Genomic DNA, 19,011 nt, shown 5'->3' on the forward strand with positions numbered 1-19,011 from the left:
ATTTGCGCGGGGTTTGCTTCAGGCCGAACTTTCCCCGCCTAATACCCGGGGCCCAGGAACGGGTTCCCGCCGCCCGGATACTGCTGGGGGTATTGCCCCGGATACTGGCCCGGGTACTGCTGGGGATACTGCGGGGCCTGGTTCTGGGGCGCCTGGTTGGCCGGCACCTGAATCGGGATCGGCACCGGCAGCAGCGGCACGTGGATCCACTGCGTGGTCATGGGTACCGACGTCGACGTAGTCGGCGGCGGGAACCCGTTCCTGGGCCCCGGGTATTAGGCGGGGAAAGTTCGGCCTGAAGCTGGGCGCTGGGCGGCGGCGGGACCGCGGTGGGCGGCGGCGGGCCCTCGCGTGGGATCAGCGAGCTGACCGGTGGCGCGGGCACCGGCACCACCGTGGGCACCGACGGCGCCTCGTGGTTTTCGATGCCGGCCAACGTGTAGGCCACCCCGCCGATCGCCGTCATGGCGACCACGGCGCACATCCCGATGATCAACTGCGAGAAGCGCAACCGCCGCCAGGGCCGTTCGATGGGCGTCGGCGGTTCGATCAGGTTCAGCCGCATCGACCAGCCGGCCTGATGGTCCTCGTCGTAGGCCTCGGGCGTGTACGGCAGCCGGATGTCGCCCGGGTATTCGGTTTGCGACCAAGCCAATTCGCGGTCGGTCAACGCGTCGTGATCGATCACCAACAGGTCCCGCGACGGCAGGTCGACGATGTCGCTGCTGGCGCTCGCCGTGAGCAGCCCGGCGGACGTGCGGGCCTGGATGTCGACATCCTCGCCGCGGTCGGCCAGCAGCAAGGCGCCGGCGGCCGCCGCGAACGCCGGTTGCGCCGGCGTGACGACCGGTCGGCGGGTGTGCACCGAAAGACGTTCGGTGATAAGCGGAATGCTGGCGCTACCGCCGACCGTGACCACGGCGGCGAGGTCCGTCCAGCTCTTGCGGTGACGGACCAGCAGCTCGTCGAAGGCATAGATGAAGCCGGTGAGCCGGTCCTGGATCAGGTCGCCCAGCTCGTCGCGGGTCAGCCGCATGGTGGCCCGGCGCCCGCCGAGCTCGACTTCGAAATCCACCGCCCGGTCCGTGGACAACTGCTCCTTGGCCCGCCGGCATTGCTCCCTGAGCAGGGCGAGCTGCCCCACCGCGGCGGTGCTGGCCGGGTCGATGCCGCTGCCGTGTCCCAGTTCCTCGAACACCTGCAGCAGAATCGCCGCGTCGATCTCGTCGCCGGAGAAGTCCGGGTAACGCATTGTCGGAGTAGCGGGTTCGAAATCGCCCCCGATATTCACCAGCGTGGCGGACGTTCCCGAGCCGCCGAAGTCGACGAGCCCGACCACGCCCGTCGCGGCCAGGCACAGTTCGGCGTTAGCCGCCGTCAGCGCCGCCACGGTGTCCGAAACCAGGCGGGGGGCCATCCCACTTCGGACGAAGCCCAGATGCGTTCGCAGCGCGTTACGTAGCGCCTGTACGGTCCCCGCTTTCCAGTGACCGGGGACGGCGATCGAGATCTCCGAGTTCGCCGCGTCCGCACCGGCTTCGAGGACCATCGCGTCCAGAGCCTCGACCATCAGCAGGTCCGGATCGTGTGTCGACCCGTCGCTGGACACGAGCGCCACCGAGTCGCCGATGCGCTCCACAAAGCCGCACATCAGCACACCGGGGTCACTCGCGTGCGGGTTCTCGCCGGACACACCGATTTTCGGCGCGCAGTGCGGGTAGAGCGTAAGTACGGCGCGGCGACTAACCGGCGTACTTGCACTACTCGCAGCGACCAGGTTCGTGGTCCCGATCGACAACCCAAGGGGGTCGTACATAGAGCGAATACTTTCGTCTATAGGGGTCGTGGCCAGCGTTAACGATAGCCGCGGACACGCGCAAAGCCGATGGCTTGCAATGTCATTGGTATCGCCTCGATGCGATTGCGTCACCGAAGCGGTATCAAGACCCCCTTGACAAAGTCGCTGAGATCAGACCACGGTCAGCGGCAGCGAACGTCTCGGCTCGAACACGAACGACGCTCCGCCACTGAACTTAACCACTTCCACCTCAGGTAGTTCGGCTGCCACGCCGTCGGTTTCGGTGAATCCCGCGGTCCAGTCGGTGGCCGTCCCGCTAACCCGCACCTCGATATGCGGATCCACCGCGGTGGCGATGGCCTGCAGCGGCTGCACGGAGTCCGGTGAGCACAACGAGATCCAGGAGGCGTCGGCGTGGGCCGGCGAGGAGTGCACGGTCAGTCGGTTGGCCTCGATGTCGGCCGAGACGTAGCCCACCGGGTTGAGCAGGGGGTGCAATTCCAGCACCCGCAGCACGCCTTCGGGCCCGTCGGGCAGTTTCAGCGCGTGGTGAATGCGTTCGGCGGCAACGCCCGCGATGCCGGTCAGGCCCTTGGTGCATATCGAGATCGCTTCGGCCTCGTCGGCGGCGCGGGCACGCACCGCGATCGCGAAGGACAGGTACAACAGGTGCATCTGCAGGCAGACCTCGTCGGCCATCCGGACCAGTGCCGAGTGCGAGAAGGCGGCGAAGTCGAAATCGGACAGCAACGCGCCCGAGTAGTCGGCCTGCCCCTCGCCGGACGGGTCGATGGCGTCCAGTTCCCATGTCGCAGCTCGGGTTTGGCTGACGATATCCAGGGCGGGGATGCTCTGCGCCTCGGGGTAGGACTCGTCGATGATGACGGTCCACGCGCAGTGCGGCTGCCGGTCCACCGGCGTCCGCGGCGGGCGGTGGATGGGGCGCACCTGGGCCCGCGCGTTGGTCGCGATCGCGGTGGCGTCGAACGTCGGATCCTCGATGGTGTGGCACATCCCGAACACGTACTGCTCGCCCATCGGTTCCACGTCGAGCAGCGCGCCGCAATGGTCCAGGTGGAATTCGCCGTGCCAGCGGTCGTGGACGGTGTAGCGGAAATCCATGAACTGCGGCGGGGCGCCGATGTCGAGCTGCAGCCCCTTGAAGATCGTCACCACGTCGACGCCCTCGTAGTTGAGGGCCTTCTGCATGCGCCTGGTGTAGATCGGGCTGGCGCCCGCCCACTCCTCGATGGCGATCTGCACCATCGCGTCGCGGCCGAACGAGCTGATGCACCAGGCCATTCCGGATCGGTCGATCAGCTGCCCGATCAACAGCAATTCGGGGACCAAGACGGCCAGCTGCTCGCGGGACAATTGCGCATAACGTGAAGGGCTGCTCACGCTATAAAAATAAACTCGACTATGTTATAAAGTCAACAATGTCCATTGCTGCAGGCCACAACCCCGGTCGCCCGGCGAACCCCACCCGGCGCACCAGTGCGCCGCGCAAGCGCGGCGACGACACCCGGGCCAAGATCATCGACGAGACGGTCCGCTGCATCGTGGAAGAGGGATTCGCGGCCGCCACCGCCAAGCACGTGGCCGAACGCGCCGGCGTCACGTGGGGCGTCATCCAATACCACTTCGGCGACCGCAACGGCCTGCTGATGGCCGTGGTGGACGACGGCGTGGACCGGCTGATCGAAAGCCTGTCGGCGGCCGACGTCAGCGAGCTACCGCTGCGCCAGCGCATCGAGGTCGTCGTCGACACCGCCTGGAGTTGCTACAGCAGCCCGACCTCGATGGCGGCCTTCGAGATCCTGCGGGCCACCCGCGGCGGCCTGGGTCAGTCCTCGCGGCGGCACCTGCTCGAGATGAACTCGGCGATCGGCCAGCTGGGCCGGCTGATCACCGAGGATCCGGCGAATGCCGGTGTAGCCGAGGTCATTTGGGCAACGCTACGCGGTGTCGTGCTGGCCCAGATGGTCACCGGGACGGCCGTCGATTGGGGCCTGGAACGACACGCCCTGATCGACATGGTTACCCGTGTGCTGCAATGACGGGATGACCCTCGACGATCTGGCCGACATCGAAGCCATCAAGCAAGTCAAATACCGCTATCTGCGCGCGCTGGACACCAAGCATTGGGACGACTTCGCCGACACACTGGCCGAGGACATCAAGGCCGACTACGGCCCGTCGATCGGCAACGAGTTGCACTTCACCAACCGCGCCGACCTGGTCGAGTACATGCGCACGTCGCTGCCCGGCAACGTCCTGACCGAGCACCGGGTGACCCACCCGGAAATCATCGTCGACGGCGACACCGCAACGGGCAGTTGGTATTTGCAGGACCGCGTGATCGTCGGCGACCTGAACTTCATGCTGATCGGTGCGGCCTTCTACCGCGACACCTACCGTCGCACCGACGGAGGCTGGAAGATCTGCGGCACCGGCTACGACCGGACCTACGACGCCACAATGTCGTTGGAGGGCATGAACTTCACGGTCAAGCCAGGGCGCGCGGTCAAGACCGACGCCTGACTGATAGCTACTTGGTGATCGCGATGACCGCGCCGGGGCGCAGCCATTTCATGATCGACACCAACTGAGCGTCGTCGATCGCGACGCAGCCCTCGGTGGGCGCGCCGTCGGTGGTGTGGAAGAAGAAGGCCGCGCCGCCGCCCGGGGTCTTGTTCTTGTTGACGCCCATCACGACCGCGTGCTTGTACTGCGGGATCTGCAGGTTCTCGCTCTCGCCAGTGTTGAACGGGCACTGCGCCTTCGGGCAGACCTGCATCGAGTTGAACGTGGCGCTGTGGTCGTCACCGCTCCACCAGTGGTTGGCGTCGGTGACCTGGGTGTAGGGCAGGCCGGTACCGGGGTTGGCTGCGGTACCGAACGCGGAGTCGAGGCTGTACACGCCCGTCGGGGTGGCCGGCACGCCGCTCTTGGCCTGCGGCGCCAGGCCCGCCGAACCGACGTGGGTCGGCACGGCGGTGCGCAGCGCCTGCCAGCCGGCCGCGGTGCGCTGGTAGACGTCGATCGTCGCGTTCGAGCCGCCGGTGCTGACGACCGACACCACTTGTGTGGCATTGCCAACCTGATTCGCGAACCAGGGGGTGCCTGCCAGAGGGTTGCCCGTCGGGGCCGCGCTGGCGGCCGGGGCAAGTATCAGCAACGCGAATGGTGCGCACGCCGCGGCGCGCAGCAAAGCTAGCAGTCGGCGCATACGTTCAATCGTCAAGCGGCACAGCACTTAAGGTCAAGTAAAGCTTTAGACCCAGTTGGGTCACTGCGCCGTGACCAACGCCGATCTGGGCCGAAAAACAGTGAGGCACAGCAGGAAATATAAGTACCCCAGCGCCCAGCCCGCCAGCACGTCGGACGGGTAATGCACGTTCAACGCGACCCGGGAGACGCCGACCAGCACCAGGACCACCGCGGCCACCGCGATCGCCGCCCGCCGCCACGACAGGCTCAGCACCGGCAACAGCAGGGTCAGCAGCGCGAGCCAGGCCGCGGTGGTCTCCAGCGCGTGCCCCGACGGAAACGACGTCGACGGCGCGTACGCCAGCATGGTCGGCGGCCGGGGCCGGTTCGCCAGCGCCTTGGCGCCCGTCGTGACCAGACCGTTCAGCGGCGCACAGGCCACCACCAGCAGCGCGGCCCGCACTCTGCGCCGGACCAGCAACACGATCGCCACGGCCAGCCCGATCAGCCGCAGCGGTTCCGGGCCGAACACGAACGTGAAGACATCCCAGAAGCGCACCCACGCCGGGTGCTTGATCGCGACGTCGCGCGCCGCGTTCAGCAGCGACCAATCAAGACCGTGCACCCAGGCCCAATGCCGGCGGTAGCCCACCCACATGACCGCGTAGAGCGCCGCGGCGGCCAGGGTGATACGCCAGCGAGTCATGACCTAACGGATACCAGGGCGCCTCAGCGGCGAGCGACGCGAGGGCATCGGGAGTCATACTGGCGTCATGGCGGTCTTTGTCCGAAGGTTGTTCGGCATCGGCAAGCTACCCGACGAGCTGCACGCTCAGCTCGAGGGCGAAGGCCTTGTCTACCTCGCCGACTACGTCGCGGTGACCCGGCGGTTCAGCGGCACCATCCCCGGTGTGCGGCTGCCGCACAGCGTCGCCAGCTACACCGGTTCGCTGGCCTTCACCTCACAGCGGGTGCTGGCCACCATGTCGCAGCTGCCCAGGCTCGCCGGCCCGACCGTCGACGTGCGCTGGGACGCCGCGCAGGCGGGCGCGGCGACGGCGGAGATCGCGTCGAGCGGTCTACGCGTCGAGCTCGACGTCGCGCAGGTCGACCCGAAGTTCAGCGGCGAGCTGTCGTTGCACTACAAGACGCCGATCCCGGCCGACGTGCTCAGCGCGCTGCCGCTGCAGAAGCTGGCCTTCGACATGCCCCCCGAGAACGTCTACCGGACGGTCGGGGTCACCTATTCTCCGTGATCGTGATCAACGGCCACGGCGGCTGCCGGAGCACCGCGAGGCTGCCGATCACCGCGGCGAGCAGGCCGGTGAGCACCCCGATCAGGGCGATTCGGTTCCCGTCCACGGCGGGCACCCAGGACGACTGACCGTCGCGGACGACGAAGATGCCGTTCGGCTTGGTCACGGGGATCACGGTGGTGCCGTCGGGGGTCTGGTACGGCTCGCCGTAGCAGCGCCCGCCGTTGCGGTCGATGGGCAGCTGGTCGAGTACTTCGGAATACTTCACTTCGACACTCCCTGGTGTTGGTGTGAGGGAACCGCCGCGTTGATACATTCACGCTAATGCCATTCTCCCCTGGCGATTTCTCCGACGGTGCGGTGAGCGAGTACGCGTTCAACGCGGAGGATCGCCGGGCCATTTATCGGGTGATCGCCGAACGGCGCGACATGCGCCGGTTCGTGCCCGGCAGCACGGTGCCCGAGGAGACGCTCGCCCGGCTGCTGCAGGCCGCCCACGCCGCGCCCAGCGTCGGGCTGATGCAGCCCTGGCGGTTCATCCGCATCACCGACGACGAGGTGCGCACGCGCATCCACGCCCTCGTCTCGGAGGAGCGGCCGCGCACCGCCGAGGCGCTGGGGCCGCGGGGCGACGAGTTCCTGAGGCTCAAGGTCGAGGGCATCCTCGAGTGCGCCGAGCTGCTGGTGGTGGCGCTGTCCGACAAACGCGACGTGCACGTCTTCGGCCGGCGCACGATGCCGCACATGGACCTCGCGTCGGTGTCGTGCGCGATTCAGAACCTGTGGCTGGCGGCCCGGGCCGAGGGCCTCGGTGTGGGCTGGGTGTCGTTGTTCGACCCGCAGCCGTTGGCCGAGCTGCTGGGAATGCCCGACGATGCCGACCCGGTGGCGATCCTGTGCGTGGGCCCGGTGCCTGAGTTCCCCGACCGGCCGGCCCTGGAACTGGACGGCTGGACGCACGCGCGCCCGCTGTCGGACTTCGTCGCCGAAAACCGCTGGGGTCAGCCGCCCGGCCAGCCCGCACCGGGCACCGGGGCGGGCACCGCCAGCACGGTGCCGTCCCACTCGGTGTGATCCGCTAGCCGCTGCGGGCCTGGCCAGTGCGCGGCCACCACGTACAGCGTGGCGCGATCGTCGCCGCCGAGCATGCAGGCGAACGCCCCGCGATCGAGCTGGACCCGGTCCAGCACCTCGCCGCCGTGGCGCACCCGCACGCAGCAGCGGTCGCCCACGTCGGCGTACCAGGCGGCACCGTCGCGGTCCAGGCAGATGCCGTCGGGCGAGTGCGCACCGAGATCCGCCCAGACCCGGCGGTTCGACAGCGACCCGTCGGCGCCGATGTCGAAGGCCGTCAGCCGATGCCGGTACGACTCCGCGACGATCAGCGTCGAGTTGTCCGCGGTGACGGCCATGCCGTTGGGAAACGCCAGGTCGTCGGCGACGACGCGGGCGGTTCCCTCGGTGACCAGGGCGACGACCCCGGGCGCCGGCTCCCCGGCGGGCGGGCCCGCCGCGAAGTCGAAGTTGACGTTGTTGACGTACGCGTTGCCGCGGCCGTCGATCACGATGTCGTTGGGGCCGTGCGGGGACAACGGCACCAGGTCGGCGTACCGCGACAGCGTGCCGTCCGCCGAAAGCCGCAGCACCGCCCGCTGCGCGCTGGACGTCAGCAGCAGCGCCTCCGGCCCGGCTGAGCCCGGCAGGAAGTCGAAACACAGTGGCAGCGAACGGTGTTCAACCACGACCTCGACCCGGCCCGCGGCGTCGATGGAGCGGATCAGCCCGGCCGTCCAGTCGGCCACCCACAACCGACCGGCGTGCCAGCGCGGCGACTCCAGCAGCCCCAGGCCGCGTAGCACCGTGTCCATTCCCGGGCCCCTCTCGGTTGACGTCACGGAGAATCAAATGCCCTCCGCAGGGTCTGACTTGTCGGCACACTCAGATTCATCGCAAGCGCCTCCGGTATCGTCGCCGGTCGCAAGGCATGGTGAAGAGGTGACGCGGATGACGGGCGACAACGTACTGATCGTGCACTGGCACGACCTGGGGCGCTACCTCGGTGTCTACGGTCATCCGGACGTCTGCAGCCCCCGACTCGACGCGCTGGCCGCCGAAAGCATCCTGTTCACCAGGGCCCACGCCACCGCACCGCTGTGCTCGCCGTCGCGGGGATCGTTTTTCACCGGCCGCTATCCGCAGAGCAACGGGCTGGTCGGGCTGGCCCACCACGGCTGGGAATATCGCGCCGGCGTCCAGACGCTGCCCCAGATACTATCCGAATCCGGTTGGTATTCAGCGCTTTTCGGCATGCAGCACGAATCTTCGTATCCGAAGCGGCTGGGCTTCGACGAGTTCGACGTGTCCAACTCGTACTGCGAGTACGTAGTGGAGAAGGTGGCCGACTGGTTGCGCGGCGACGTGCCGCAGCGCGCACCGTTTCTGCTGACGGCGGGGTTCTTCGAGACGCACCGGCCGTACCCGCGGGACCGCTACGAGCCGGCCGACAGCGCGGCCGTCGACCCGCCCGACTACCTGCCCGACACCCCCGAGGTGCGCGGCGACCTCGCCGACTTCTACGGGTCCATCAGCACCGCCGACGCCGCGGTCGGCCGGATCCTGGACACGCTGGCCGAGACGGGACTGGACGCCAACACCTGGGTGGTGTTCTTCACCGATCACGGTCCGGCTTTCCCCCGCGCGAAATCCACCCTCTACGAGGCGGGAACGGGCGTCGCGATGCTGATCCGCCCGCCGACCGGGCGGGCCGTCGCGCCGGGGGTCTACGACGAGTTGTTCAGCGGCGTCGACCTGGTCCCGACGCTGCTGGAGCTGCTGGGCCTCGACGTGCCTGCCGATGTCGAGGGTGTGTCGCATGCGCACGCGCTGCTCGCGCCGGAGACGCCCGCCGATCCGGTGCGCGAGCAGATCTACAGCACGAAGACCTATCACGACTCGTTCGATCCGATTCGGGCAATCCGCACAAAGGATTACAGCTACATCGAGAACTACGTGCCCCGGCCGTTGCTCGACCTGCCGTGGGACATCGAGGAAAGCCCGTCGGGCCTGGCGGTCGCGCCGTTCGTCAAGGCGCCGCGCCCGCCGCGCGAACTCTACGATCTACGGGCCGATCCCACCGAGACGCGTAACCTGCTGGCCGACGGTGACCCCGCCATGGACGCGATCGCGGCCGATCTCGCTGTGCGCCTGCATGATTGGCGCCAGCGGACGGGCGACGTCATTCCTTCCGACTTCGCCGGCAGCCGCATCGCGCAGCGCTACACCGAGACGTATCTGCAGATCCACCACACCACTCCGACCAGCCGGTCGGCCATCGCCGTCGACCGTGGCGTCGAAGAGTGACGGCTACTGGCCTGACCGGGCCGATCCGCTGACCTCGGCGACGATGAATACCCGCCGGAACGGGAAGATCGTCGTGCCGTCGGCCCGGGCCGGGTAGGCGTCGTCGAGCAACGGAATCAGCTCCTCGCGGAACTGCCCCCAGCCCGCCTCGTCGAGCCGCTCGCGCACCGGGACCAGCGCGGTGCCGGTAATCCATTCCAGCACTGGGTGTTCCCCGGTCAGCTGGTGCAGGTACGTCGTCTCCCACGCGTCGACCCGGCAGCCGGCGTCCATCAGGACGTTGGCGTAATACGTGGGCGGCTGAACCACCGCACCCACCCGAAACGGTATGTCCTTCAACGTCTTTGCGTAGTGTTCGCGGCGCGCCACCGCCCGCACCGCAGCGTGGGACGGCGTCTCGAAGTTGCCCGGGATCTGCACGGCGATCCAGGACCCCTGCGGGAGTTGACCGATCCAGCGCAGCAGCAGGTCGGCATGTTCGGGCACCCAGTGCAGGGCCGCGTTGCTGACGACCACATCGGTGTCGGGCTTGGGCGTCCAGTCGCGCAGGTCGCCGACGGCGGCGTCGATGCCGCGCTCCCGCGCCGCGGCGACCATCTCCGGCGAGGTGTCCATCGCCTCGATGACCGAGCCCGGCCACCGCTTCTCGAGGTATTTGGTCAGGTTCCCCGGCCCACAACCCAGATCGACCACCCGGCGCGCCCGCTCGGCCCCCACCCGCGACAGCAGATCGTAGAACGGGCGGCTGCGATGGTCCGCAAACGCCAGGTAGACGTCGGGATCCCACATGTCGGGCCTCCTGGATCGACACCGTCGCTCGTCGGCGGATAGACAAACCGTATTACCGCACCCCGCCCGCGGGGCCGGTTGGGGCAGGAAACCGCACCCAAGGCGATAACATTGCGATTTGTGGCGCCGGACTCGGATCCCATCGATCCGGCACCGGGGATTCCCGACGTCCCCGGTGCCGATCTGCCGCCGGGCGCCGACGGACTGCCGCCGCTCTCGTCGCTGAGCCCGGGCACCCGGCTCGTCGTCGAGGCCTCCGCGATCGGCGATCTCGCGCTGCGCACCTGGGTCGCCTCGCTGCTGGCCACCACCGTGACACCGATCGTCGCGGCGACGTCGATGCGCCACAGCGACGAGCGCACCAACCTGAACTTCTACGCCGAGCTCGCGGCCGAACACGACTCGGAGAAGTCGTTTCCGCCGCCCACCAAAGTGCCCCGGGTTTCGTCGCGACCGGCCGGCCGGCTTGCCGCGTGGATGGCGCACGGCACGGTCGACAACATCGCCTTCCCCAGCAGCTTCCGTGCCATCAATCCGGCGATGCGACAGCGGTGGGACGCATTCAAGTCCAACAATGTTGTGCGCGCGCAACATTGGCGTCATGACGACGGACCCCGCCCCACGCTGTGTGTGATCCACGGCTTCATGGGGTCGTCGTATCTGGCCAATGGCCGGTTCTTCTCGATGCCGTGGTACTACCGGGCCGGCTACGACGTGCTGATGTTCAGCCTGCCGTTTCACGGCCAGCGGGCCGAAAAGCTGTCCCCGTTCAGTGGTTTCGGCTTTTTCGCCGGTGGCCTCAGCGGGTTCGCCGAGGCGATGGCCCAGGCCGTGCACGACTTCCGGTCCGTCATCGACTATCTGCGGCACACCGGCGTCGAGCGCATCGCGCTGACCGGTATCTCGCTGGGCGGCTACACCTCCGCGCTGGTGGCGTCGGTGGACGACCGGCTCGAGGCCGTCATCCCCAACTGCCCGGTCGTCACGCCTGCGACGATGTTCGACGAATGGTTCCCGGCCAACAAGATGGCGCGGCTGGGATTCCAGATGTACGGCATCGGCCGCGACGAGCTGGACGCCGGCCTGGCCTACCACGGCCCCCTGAACTACCAGCCGCGGCTGCCCAGGGATCGCCGGATGATCATCACCGGCCTCGGCGACCGGATGGCCCCACCCGGACAGGCCGTCATGCTGTGGGAGCACTGGGATCGCTGTGCGCTGCACTGGTTTCCGGGCAACCATGTGGTGCACGTGAGCCAGCTGGACTACCTGCGCCGGATGACGGCTTTCCTACACGAGGTCATGTTCGACTAGCGTGTCCGCCTCGGACGCCCGGTGCGCCCCCGAAGTCGGAGTGGGCCAGTCCAGGGTCGCCAGCACGCCGTCGGCCGCTTCGGTGTGCCCGTCGAGCCGGTGGGTGGACAGCAGATCCAGGGCGATCAACGCCGGCAGCTGATTCCCGCGCTGGGCGATCAGGCCGGGCAGCGGTGTCCCCTTGTCGGGAGCGGTCTCGGTCAGAAACGCGCAGGCCGCCGCGATGGTGTGGGGGCGGCCGGGACCGCCGCCGGCGATCTCCAGCGCCGTGCACGTCTCGCGCGCCTCGTACGACCGGATCGCGTCCAGCGTCTGCGACAGCGCGTCGTCCACGCTCACCTGGTATGCCACCACATGATCCGAGGCGCCCCGCTGCACCGCGGACCAGGTCTCGCGGGCCTTCGGGGTGACCAGGCGCGGCACATCTTCCACCCCGACAACGTTGGCGTCCCAGCCGATCTCGCGCAGATGATCGGCGAGCCGGCGCGCCACCACTTCGGCCGTCTCCTGCAACGGGATCCGCGACGAGCGCGCCTGCAGCGCCGCGAGGTTGTCGGCGGCCGAGATCGTGATGCCGACCCACGTCTCCCGCCTGGACACGTCAGAAGCGTTGTCGCGGCTGGTGATTCGGATCTTGTCGGCGCGAATGCCGTAGCGGTCCAGGTAGCGGGCGATGACCGGCAGCGGGAGCACCTCGCGGTCGTCGAGCGGCGCCCCGATGCGCAGCAGCGCGGTGGTCGCGGCGGCTCCGGCCAGCTCGATCGGCTTGCCGCGGCGGCCCGTCATCGCCAGGCGACGACCCAGGATGGTGGTGAAGTGCAGTCGCCCCCACCAGCCGAACAGCACGACGACAACGGCGACGGCGATGCCGAGCAGCCAGTAGTCGCGGGTCGAGTGCCACGGGTAGGCCAGCACGGCAGGCACCACGGCCAAGGCCGCCAACGTGATTCGGCCGGGGCCTGGGACGGGGATCGAGCTCAGCTGGCTCATCGGGTGGTCTCCTTTCTCCGGGTGATCGCCGCAACGCCTGCGATCACCGCAACAACCAAAGCCAGTGCGGCGGTTCCCACGAACGCGACCGTGCGCGGGGTGGTGTCCTTCGGCGCAGGCGCCGGCGGCACCGCGACCGGTTTCACCGACGGCGCGGCGGCCGCGTTGGCCGCGGGCAGTTGCCACGTCAGCGCCGCGACCGGGTCCACACTGCCGGTACCGACGACATCGGACGGCGCGCGCGAGCCGTTGTGCGCGGTGGCCGTGATGCGGCGCATCACCTCGGTCGCGTTCAGCGTCGGGTACTTACTGCGCACCAGCGCCGCGACGCCGGCCACATAGCCGGCCGCGTAGCTGGTGCCGCTCAGCGAGGCCAGCTGCTGGTGTTCGTCGGGCAGGCCATTGGCCAGGCCACCGCCGTCGCGATTGCTCACCGAGACAATGCTTTCGCCGGGTGCCGCGACACCGACCCACGGCCCGGCCATACTGAACTTCGACGGCTGACCGTCGGGGTTCAACGCCGCCGCCGACAGCACATACGGCTGCCACACTGACGGGACGGAGATCGACGTGACACCGGCCCAGTTCCGCGGGTCGCCCGGGCGGCTCAGGTCGGTCAGCGGGTTGGACTCGCACGACGTTCCGCCGCCGACCGACCCGGTCGACCCGGTGTTGCCCGCGGCCGCCACGATCACCGCGTCCTTGTCGACCGCCGCATAGCGAACCGCCGCGCCCAGCGCGGCCTGGTCGATGGGCCGGTCGGCGGGCACGCAGACCACCGTCGAGACATCGATCACCCGCGCACCCAGATCGGCGGCGTGCACGATCGCCCGGCTCAGCGCGGTGAGCTCCTGCGAGGCCCGGGCCAGCAGCGGATCGCCGCCGGGGGTGCGCGGCGAGAACTTGGCCGACGTCGCCCGGATCGACAGCACCCGGGAAGCCGGCGCCACGCCCGAGAAGCCGTCGTCGCCGGACGGCTGGCCGGCGACGAGGCCGGCGACCAGCGTGCCGTGCCCGTCGCAGTCGGTCAGGCCGTCGGTCGTCTCCACGAAATCCCCGCCGGGATCGACGTTGGGCAGCCGCGAACTCGGCCGCACGCCGGTGTCGATGACGGCCACCAGCTGGCCCTCACCGCGGGAAAACTGCCATGCCGCAGGCAGATTCAGCGTCGCCTGGCTAGCCGTGACGGCGCCCGCGTCGCTGCCGGCGATGACGCCCGAGGTGCTGCACGGACCGCGCTGCTCCATCGGCTGCACCGGCCCCGGCGCGCCACTCGGCGGCGGCACACCCGGGTCGACAGCGGGCTGGTTGATCGCCAGCGCCGTGGGGCAGGCCCAGACCGTGACGGTCAATGTCGCGGTCAGGCAGGCTAAGCCGGCCCGAATCATCGATTCAGGACCCAGCTGAACAGACCGACCAGGTAGGCGATGACGGGGATCAGCGAGGCGTCGAGGCCCGAGGCCACGAAGCCCAGCAGCCGGCGCAGCGGCAGCGAGTAGCTGTCCGGCGAGGCGATGAGCGGGTTCAGCGCCACCACCACCCACGCCAGCAGCAGCACGCTGAGCACCAGCACCGCACCCAGCGCGGCGCCGTACCGTCCCGTCGCGGTGTAGATCACCAGCAGGGCACCGGCCGCCAGGTAGGGCTGCGCCAACAGCCACGCCTTGCAGGCGGCCGAATCCCACACCCGGGCGCGCAGCACGGAAGTCGCCGCCGTGGCGGCCACCACATACCAGCCGACCACGCTCAGCGTCTCGGGACGCAGCGCGACCGCCACCGACCCCAGCACGCTGAGCAACACCGCGCCCGCGATGAAGCCGCTCTGGTGGGCATCGCTGATGCGCACCCGCCGCGGGAAGTCCTCGAGCACCCGCAGCGACGGCGCCGACGGGCTCGGGTCACCGGGCGCCGGGATGACCGGCAACGGGAAGCGAGCCCACAGCGCGGACAGCTGAGCGGTCTCGATGGCCACCAGCAGCGCGGCCACGATGAGCCCGGCACCGATGGTGAGCAGCGGCAGCCGCCAAAGCAATTCGGCGCCGGCCGCCAGGGCCACGCCCGCACCGAGCACCGTCGTGGCGGTGAAGAATCCGACGACGCGTTCGCGTTCCGGGCTCGGCACCAGCAGGGCGATCAGCGACCACGCGGTGACCCCCGCGGCGGCCAGCATCAGCTGCGCCGCACCGAATTTGCCGGGCACCGCCAGCGCCAGGGCCGCGGCGATGGGTACCAGCGCGGCGACCGACAGCGCCGTCCCGGTGCGCTCCGCACGCGCCGTGAGCAGCAGGCCGGCCACCGCGGTCAGCGCCGCGATCACGCTGACGGCGACCAGGCCGACCAGCGCGCCGGTGGCGACCCGGTAGGTGACGCTCAACCCCGTGGCCACCAACGCCACGACGATCGCCGCGGCCAGCGCCCCGCGCTGGATATGCGCTGCGCCCCAAGGCTTTAGCCGGGACGCCGAGAAGATCATCGCGGCATCGGCGATGTCCTCGACGATGCCGGGCGCGGCCGGGCCGACGGGCACCGGCTGCAACGCCAGCAGGTCGCCGTCGACGACGCCGACGGTGTCCAGGCTGGTGTCCAGGCTGAACGGCGCACCACCGATCGGTGCCAGGCTCAGGTGCGAAACCGCGCCGGTCGCGGCGTCTGTGTGCACACCGCCGTCACCGTTTTGCGTCGTGGGAACGACCAATCGCTGTACCGCGGGCAGGATTTCGCGCAGCGGCAACTCCGCGGGCAGGGCCATCTCCGTCAGCCTGCTGTCCGCGAGGATTGCCACGCGGACGATCGGCATGACGGTGCCGGAGGTCACCGGACCCCCAAATTACGCTGGGGCCATTCCTGGGACATCGTGCTCTCTTCTCTTCTCGGTGCGGTTAGGCGTATTGGGTGGAGAAATCTCGGGACAGCCGCTGGCCGGGGAACCAGTGGCCGTTGGGCAGGCAAGAGGTCAGCTGCTCGATTGCGGCGGCGATCGCGAACGGGGTCCCCGGCGCAAACGTCGAGACCCACTCGCCGTCGAACGCGCGGGACGGGCTGACCAGTACCCGGCCCGCGGTCGTGTCCACCAGGCTCAAGCCGACCTCGGTGGTGGTGTGTTGCCCGTCGCGGTGAGCGCCCGCAACGACCTCGACGTAGCTGCGCGGCCCGGTGAAGACGGACTCGACCACCGGTCGCGCCGAGGACGGGATGCCCAGGTAGTCAATGACTTCCGCCAGCGGTGCGCCGGACCGTAGCCGTTCGTCGGCACGAGCCCCGACGCGCGCCGGCATGTTGAACTCGTCGAACCGTGCCGCAGGGCGTTGCCCCAGCCCGACGCCCAGAACCGGAACCAGCCCCAGCGCGTCGTCGATATCCATCGCGGTGAACGTGATCAGCTGCGCGCTGCGCAGCGCGACAAGGGTTTTGCCCGTGGTCCCGGCGCGCTGCGCGATCACGCCGCGCAGCAGCTCGCCGGTACCGGTGGCCGCGGCAGGCCCCACGTAACGCAAATCCAGCCACCGGTCCGGGAAGCACACCACCCGGATCCAGTCGGCCACCGCTGGATTGATAACGCCGTCTGCCGACACCAGGCCCATCTGGGTCAGTTCGTCGCGCTGACGAGAGAAGAACGCGTCTCGATGCGCGGCATCACAGTACGGCGTGGTGATCGCCAGCACCCACGGGAAGCTGCCCGCCCCAATGGTTTCCGCGATGAACCACGCTTGGTCGACTGTCAGCTCGACGGCGTTGGGTTCGGCACTCATCTGACTGGAACTAGCCGCCCCATTTACCGGCCTCGGCGGTGTCGCGAGCGTACATCGCCAGCGTGTTGGATTCGTGCGTGGTGGCCATCGACTGGTAGGCCCGCACCAGCGACTCCATCGCGTGGTTCCACTGCGCCTGCCAAACCTGGTAGGCCATGCCGGTGTCACCCTGCCAGGCGTTCTGCAGTGCGGCCTGCTCGGTGGAGATGTCGGCGCCGAGCCCCTGCAGCGTGCCGGCATAACCCGACATGTCCGCCGCGTGACCCAGCATCGCCGGGTAGTTGTACATGATTTGCGACATCACAAGTCCTTTCGTCGGTTATCGGTCGGGTCAGAATCCGGTGTATCCGGACGCGGCGGCGGCGTCGGCGGCCACATACGTGCCCGCGGCGTCACCGAGGTTCGCCTGCGCGATGTCGAGCAGCGTGTTGACCCGTGCGGCAGCTTCGACGAACCGGGCGTGGGCACCCTGAAACGCCGCCGAGGACTCACCCTGGTGAAATGCCTGCGCGGACAACGCCTCCTGCTCGGCCTGGCTGATCGTGCTGCGCATCAGCGCGGCCTTGGCGCTGAACGCCGACTGCGACGCCACCAACTGCGGGATGTGAGCATCGAGAAGACTCATCGTGATTCCTTTCTGTTCCGTCTCTTCGGATTTCGGTCTTTGAAAACCACTCTGAAAGCCATGCTGCTAACTGTCTTGACCCCCCCTCCCCTTGTCGCCGGACCCATTCGGGCCCTCGGTGTCCTGATCCCAGGTGCCTGGCACCATCGGCATCCGCGGGCCGCTGCCGAACCCATTGCCGGCCAACTGTGTCAGCCCGGCCGCCTGCATGTCCGCGTCTTTGGACGCGGTCCCGGCGAATCCCAGCCGCCCGGCCCCGCTGGCAGAGGCCGTCGCGAAGGCGAGTCGCTCCTCCTCGTTGGCCGGGGCGCCCCAGTCGGGGTTGACGTCGACGTTCATATCGAGGTACTCGTCGCTGTGATCGCGCATGGCCGCCCGCCTTCGCCGCCGCGCCGCCGCGGCGCTGGCCGGTACCGCCGCCGCGGCCGCCGGGATGGTGCCGGCCGGCGCCTTGATGCCGCCGCGGCCGCCCACCGTCGGCGAAAAGCCGGGTCCCGCGTCACCGCCCATCGCCACCGCGTACGGAAGTGTTGCAGGAGCCGGCGCCGGCGCCGGTGCGGCGGGCGCACCGGTGCCCGCGGGCGTCGAGGCCGGAGCGCCGGGTGCGCTGCCCATTGCGGGGGGAGCCATGGCCGCCACCGGCATCGGCGCGGCAGGCTGCGACGTGAGACCCGGTGCGACCCCGGGAATGTCGTCGTCCCCAAGGTCGGGAAGTTGCTGCAGAAACACGTTGACGCCGATGGCGATCGCCAGCGGTATCAGCAAAGGCGAGGCGAGAAGCAGGGTCCAGAATGTATAACCGAACGGAATGAAAAACGCCTCATAGGCGATGAAGAACAGCAGCGGGAAGTTGGCCACCAGTAACGGCCCCAACTCCGACAGGAAATTCTGCAGCATGTTTGACAGGTTCTGCATGAAATCCTGCAGCATCTGCGCCAGCTGCTGCAGGAGCTGTTCCAGCCAGTTCCCCGAGCTTTGGGCATTCGGCGCGGCGAAGGTCGACACGTTGTCCGCCTCCATCGCGCCGGGAGTCCCGATGTTGGGCGCCACGGTGGTTCGGGGCGCGGATGCCAGCGCGGTACCCGAGACGATCTGGTAGGTGCCCATCGCGGCGGCGGCCTGGACCCACATCCGCACGTAGTCGGCCTCGTTGAGGGCGATCGGGATGGTGTTGATCCCAAAGAAATTCGTCCCGACCAACGCCCCGTGCACCACGTGGTTGGTGGCCAGCTCCGGCAGCGTCGGCATCATCGCCAGGGCGCTGGTGTAGGCCGCGGCGGTGACCTCATGCTGCGCGGCGACGCCAGCGCTGTCCGCGCTGGCCTGCTGCAGCCACGCCAGGTACGGCAGATGCGCGGCCACGTACTGCGCGGCAGTCGGGCCTTCCCAGCCGCCAGCCTGCACCGCGCCCAGGATTCCGCCGAGTTCGGCTGCCGTTGAGGCGTATTCGGCGCTCAACGACGTCCAGGCGCCGGCCGCTGCCAACAGCGGGCCCGGCCCCGGGCCAGCACTCAGCAGCGCCGAGTGCAGCTCGGGCGGAGAAGCCATCCAGACGGGCGCGGTCATTGTCAGGCGCCCACCACTCCGTAGCTGGCGGCGGCCGCGACGTCGCCAGCGAGATAGCTGGCACCGGACTGTCCCACGCCCACACCGGCGCGGCCCAGTTCTTCGACGCCCTGCGCGGCGACGGCGGCGTGCTCCTGGCCCTGGGCGCTGAACCCGAGAGCGGTCTGCAGCGACACCGGATCCGCCGCGGGCGGCACCACCGCGGTGATGGCCGGGGCGGCCGCCGCGTGCGCGGCCGCCAGCCGCGCCGTCAACGCCTCCACCGCAGCACTCGTCGCGGCCAGGCCTTCGGGAACCACTCGCAATGTCATGGCAACTCCTTTTGTGGTCCTGCTGTTGCGTGTTCACTAA

General features: G+C 69.0%; 20 protein-coding genes and 1 pseudogene. 6 read left to right on the forward strand and 15 right to left on the reverse strand.

Annotation, left to right across the window (positions count from 1 at the left end):
* Positions 1–38 precede the first annotated feature (38 nt).
* Together MRAB57_RS05380 and MRAB57_RS05385 are read right to left on the reverse strand one after the other, a co-directional pair.
* Positions 39–1,816: pseudogene (locus MRAB57_RS05380) on the reverse strand (Hsp70 family protein).
* Positions 1,817–1,969: 153 nt separating this feature from the next.
* Entirely contained in the window at positions 1,970–3,199 is a 1,230-nt protein-coding gene (locus tag MRAB57_RS05385; RefSeq protein WP_077086641.1) for a hypothetical protein, read from the reverse strand.
* A 38-nt stretch (positions 3,200–3,237) separates the two neighbouring features.
* Here MRAB57_RS05385 and MRAB57_RS05390 point away from each other — a divergent pair, with 38 nt between their 5' ends.
* Together MRAB57_RS05390 and MRAB57_RS05395 are read left to right on the forward strand one after the other, a co-directional pair.
* Positions 3,238–3,858 carry a TetR/AcrR family transcriptional regulator gene (locus MRAB57_RS05390; RefSeq protein ID WP_077086643.1) on the forward strand — a complete coding sequence of 207 codons (621 nt, stop codon included), beginning with the start codon at positions 3,238–3,240 and terminating at the stop codon, positions 3,856–3,858.
* A gap of 4 nt (positions 3,859–3,862) precedes the next feature.
* The gene (locus MRAB57_RS05395) at positions 3,863–4,342 is read left to right on the forward strand and encodes a nuclear transport factor 2 family protein (RefSeq protein ID WP_173813901.1); all 480 of its coding nucleotides are present in this window, start codon (positions 3,863–3,865) and stop codon (positions 4,340–4,342) included.
* Positions 4,343–4,349: 7 nt separating this feature from the next.
* Here the strand turns inward: MRAB57_RS05395 and MRAB57_RS05400 are convergent, their stop codons facing one another.
* Both MRAB57_RS05400 and MRAB57_RS05405 read right to left on the reverse strand, forming a co-directional pair.
* On the reverse strand, positions 4,350–5,030 hold the full coding sequence (locus MRAB57_RS05400; protein ID WP_077086645.1) for a L,D-transpeptidase family protein: 681 nt from the start codon (positions 5,028–5,030) through the stop codon (positions 4,350–4,352).
* Between the two features lie 60 nt (positions 5,031–5,090).
* A complete protein-coding gene (locus tag MRAB57_RS05405; RefSeq protein ID WP_077086647.1) occupies positions 5,091–5,717 on the reverse strand; it encodes a phosphatase PAP2 family protein in 627 nt (208 codons plus the stop codon).
* Between the two features lie 67 nt (positions 5,718–5,784).
* Between MRAB57_RS05405 and MRAB57_RS05410 the strand changes: the two genes are divergently transcribed.
* Positions 5,785–6,267, forward strand: a complete 483-nt coding sequence (locus tag MRAB57_RS05410; protein ID WP_077086648.1) for a hypothetical protein — start codon at positions 5,785–5,787, stop codon at positions 6,265–6,267.
* Here the strand turns inward: MRAB57_RS05410 and MRAB57_RS05415 are convergent.
* Complete coding sequence (locus MRAB57_RS05415; protein ID WP_077086649.1) at positions 6,251–6,535, reverse strand: hypothetical protein; 285 nt, start codon at positions 6,533–6,535, stop codon at positions 6,251–6,253. The genes MRAB57_RS05410 and MRAB57_RS05415 overlap by 17 nt on opposite strands.
* A gap of 56 nt (positions 6,536–6,591) precedes the next feature.
* Here MRAB57_RS05415 and bluB point away from each other — a divergent pair, with 56 nt between their 5' ends.
* Positions 6,592–7,341: a 5,6-dimethylbenzimidazole synthase gene (bluB, locus tag MRAB57_RS05420; RefSeq protein ID WP_077086650.1), complete on the forward strand. Its 750-nt coding sequence runs from the start codon at positions 6,592–6,594 to the stop codon at positions 7,339–7,341.
* Here bluB and MRAB57_RS05425 read toward each other — a convergent pair.
* Positions 7,269–8,135 (reverse strand): SMP-30/gluconolactonase/LRE family protein, encoded by an 867-nt coding sequence (locus MRAB57_RS05425; RefSeq protein WP_077086651.1) that lies wholly within the window; start codon positions 8,133–8,135, stop codon positions 7,269–7,271. The genes bluB and MRAB57_RS05425 overlap by 73 nt on opposite strands.
* A gap of 136 nt (positions 8,136–8,271) precedes the next feature.
* On the opposite strand from MRAB57_RS05425, the gene MRAB57_RS05430 reads away from it, so the two are divergent.
* Positions 8,272–9,627 carry a sulfatase family protein gene (locus MRAB57_RS05430; RefSeq protein WP_077086652.1) on the forward strand — a complete coding sequence of 452 codons (1,356 nt, stop codon included), beginning with the start codon at positions 8,272–8,274 and terminating at the stop codon, positions 9,625–9,627.
* A gap of 3 nt (positions 9,628–9,630) precedes the next feature.
* Here MRAB57_RS05430 and MRAB57_RS05435 read toward each other — a convergent pair whose 3' ends face one another.
* Positions 9,631–10,416 carry a trans-aconitate 2-methyltransferase gene (locus tag MRAB57_RS05435; RefSeq protein ID WP_077086653.1) on the reverse strand — a complete coding sequence of 262 codons (786 nt, stop codon included), beginning with the start codon at positions 10,414–10,416 and terminating at the stop codon, positions 9,631–9,633.
* A 120-nt stretch (positions 10,417–10,536) separates the two neighbouring features.
* On the opposite strand from MRAB57_RS05435, the gene MRAB57_RS05440 reads away from it, so the two are divergent.
* The gene (locus MRAB57_RS05440) at positions 10,537–11,730 is read left to right on the forward strand and encodes an alpha/beta hydrolase family protein (protein WP_077086654.1); all 1,194 of its coding nucleotides are present in this window, start codon (positions 10,537–10,539) and stop codon (positions 11,728–11,730) included.
* Here the strand turns inward: MRAB57_RS05440 and eccE are convergent.
* The 8 genes from eccE to MRAB57_RS05480 all read right to left on the reverse strand — a co-directional run bounded on the left by eccE (position 11,707) and on the right by MRAB57_RS05480 (position 18,971).
* Positions 11,707–12,720: a type VII secretion protein EccE gene (eccE, locus tag MRAB57_RS05445; protein ID WP_077086655.1), complete on the reverse strand. Its 1,014-nt coding sequence runs from the start codon at positions 12,718–12,720 to the stop codon at positions 11,707–11,709. The two genes, MRAB57_RS05440 and eccE, sit on opposite strands and share 24 nt — an antisense overlap.
* Positions 12,717–14,108 (reverse strand): type VII secretion-associated serine protease mycosin, encoded by a 1,392-nt coding sequence (gene mycP, locus MRAB57_RS05450; RefSeq protein WP_077086656.1) that lies wholly within the window; start codon positions 14,106–14,108, stop codon positions 12,717–12,719. The genes eccE and mycP overlap by 4 nt, the downstream gene beginning before the upstream one ends.
* Positions 14,105–15,517, reverse strand: coding sequence for a type VII secretion integral membrane protein EccD (gene eccD / locus MRAB57_RS05455; protein ID WP_108638053.1), 1,413 nt, complete (start codon positions 15,515–15,517; stop codon positions 14,105–14,107). The genes mycP and eccD overlap by 4 nt, the downstream gene beginning before the upstream one ends.
* An 82-nt stretch (positions 15,518–15,599) precedes the next feature.
* Positions 15,600–16,469 carry an ESX secretion-associated protein EspG gene (locus MRAB57_RS05460; protein ID WP_077086658.1) on the reverse strand — a complete coding sequence of 290 codons (870 nt, stop codon included), beginning with the start codon at positions 16,467–16,469 and terminating at the stop codon, positions 15,600–15,602.
* A gap of 10 nt (positions 16,470–16,479) precedes the next feature.
* Positions 16,480–16,770, reverse strand: coding sequence for a WXG100 family type VII secretion target (locus MRAB57_RS05465; RefSeq protein ID WP_077086659.1), 291 nt, complete (start codon positions 16,768–16,770; stop codon positions 16,480–16,482).
* Between the two features lie 30 nt (positions 16,771–16,800).
* A complete protein-coding gene (esxG, locus tag MRAB57_RS05470; RefSeq protein ID WP_077086660.1) occupies positions 16,801–17,094 on the reverse strand; it encodes a type VII secretion system protein EsxG in 294 nt (97 codons plus the stop codon).
* A gap of 66 nt (positions 17,095–17,160) precedes the next feature.
* Positions 17,161–18,660, reverse strand: a complete 1,500-nt coding sequence (locus MRAB57_RS05475) for a PPE family protein (protein WP_077086661.1) — start codon at positions 18,658–18,660, stop codon at positions 17,161–17,163.
* Between the two features lie 2 nt (positions 18,661–18,662).
* Positions 18,663–18,971: a PE family protein gene (locus tag MRAB57_RS05480; RefSeq protein ID WP_077086662.1), complete on the reverse strand. Its 309-nt coding sequence runs from the start codon at positions 18,969–18,971 to the stop codon at positions 18,663–18,665.
* Between the last annotated feature and the right edge of the window lie 40 nt (positions 18,972–19,011).

Source organism: Mycobacterium rhizamassiliense (assembly GCF_900157375.1).
GTDB classification, from domain to species: Bacteria; Actinomycetota; Actinomycetes; order Mycobacteriales; family Mycobacteriaceae; genus Mycobacterium; species Mycobacterium rhizamassiliense.

What these genes read in the sequence shown, in the direction of transcription:
- MRAB57_RS05390 (WP_077086643.1), top strand. Translation starts at nt 3,238, where the DNA reads ATGTCCATTGCTGCAGGCCACAACCCCGGTCGCCCGGCGAACCCCACC.
- MRAB57_RS05395 (WP_173813901.1), top strand. Translation starts at nt 3,863, where the DNA reads ATGACCCTCGACGATCTGGCCGACATCGAAGCCATCAAGCAAGTCAAA.
- MRAB57_RS05400 (WP_077086645.1), bottom strand. Translation starts at nt 5,030, where the DNA reads ATGCGCCGACTGCTAGCTTTGCTGCGCGCCGCGGCGTGCGCACCATTC.
- MRAB57_RS05405 (WP_077086647.1), bottom strand. Translation starts at nt 5,717, where the DNA reads ATGACTCGCTGGCGTATCACCCTGGCCGCCGCGGCGCTCTACGCGGTC.
- MRAB57_RS05410 (WP_077086648.1), top strand. Translation starts at nt 5,785, where the DNA reads ATGGCGGTCTTTGTCCGAAGGTTGTTCGGCATCGGCAAGCTACCCGAC.
- bluB (WP_077086650.1), top strand. Translation starts at nt 6,592, where the DNA reads ATGCCATTCTCCCCTGGCGATTTCTCCGACGGTGCGGTGAGCGAGTAC.
- MRAB57_RS05425 (WP_077086651.1), bottom strand. Translation starts at nt 8,135, where the DNA reads ATGGACACGGTGCTACGCGGCCTGGGGCTGCTGGAGTCGCCGCGCTGG.
- MRAB57_RS05430 (WP_077086652.1), top strand. Translation starts at nt 8,272, where the DNA reads ATGACGGGCGACAACGTACTGATCGTGCACTGGCACGACCTGGGGCGC.
- MRAB57_RS05435 (WP_077086653.1), bottom strand. Translation starts at nt 10,416, where the DNA reads ATGTGGGATCCCGACGTCTACCTGGCGTTTGCGGACCATCGCAGCCGC.
- eccE (WP_077086655.1), bottom strand. Translation starts at nt 12,720, where the DNA reads ATGAGCCAGCTGAGCTCGATCCCCGTCCCAGGCCCCGGCCGAATCACG.
- mycP (WP_077086656.1), bottom strand. Translation starts at nt 14,108, where the DNA reads ATGATTCGGGCCGGCTTAGCCTGCCTGACCGCGACATTGACCGTCACG.
- eccD (WP_108638053.1), bottom strand. Translation starts at nt 15,517, where the DNA reads ATGCCGATCGTCCGCGTGGCAATCCTCGCGGACAGCAGGCTGACGGAG.
- MRAB57_RS05460 (WP_077086658.1), bottom strand. Translation starts at nt 16,469, where the DNA reads ATGAGTGCCGAACCCAACGCCGTCGAGCTGACAGTCGACCAAGCGTGG.
- MRAB57_RS05465 (WP_077086659.1), bottom strand. Translation starts at nt 16,770, where the DNA reads ATGTCGCAAATCATGTACAACTACCCGGCGATGCTGGGTCACGCGGCG.
- esxG (WP_077086660.1), bottom strand. Translation starts at nt 17,094, where the DNA reads ATGAGTCTTCTCGATGCTCACATCCCGCAGTTGGTGGCGTCGCAGTCG.
- MRAB57_RS05475 (WP_077086661.1), bottom strand. Translation starts at nt 18,660, where the DNA reads ATGACCGCGCCCGTCTGGATGGCTTCTCCGCCCGAGCTGCACTCGGCG.
- MRAB57_RS05480 (WP_077086662.1), bottom strand. Translation starts at nt 18,971, where the DNA reads ATGACATTGCGAGTGGTTCCCGAAGGCCTGGCCGCGACGAGTGCTGCG.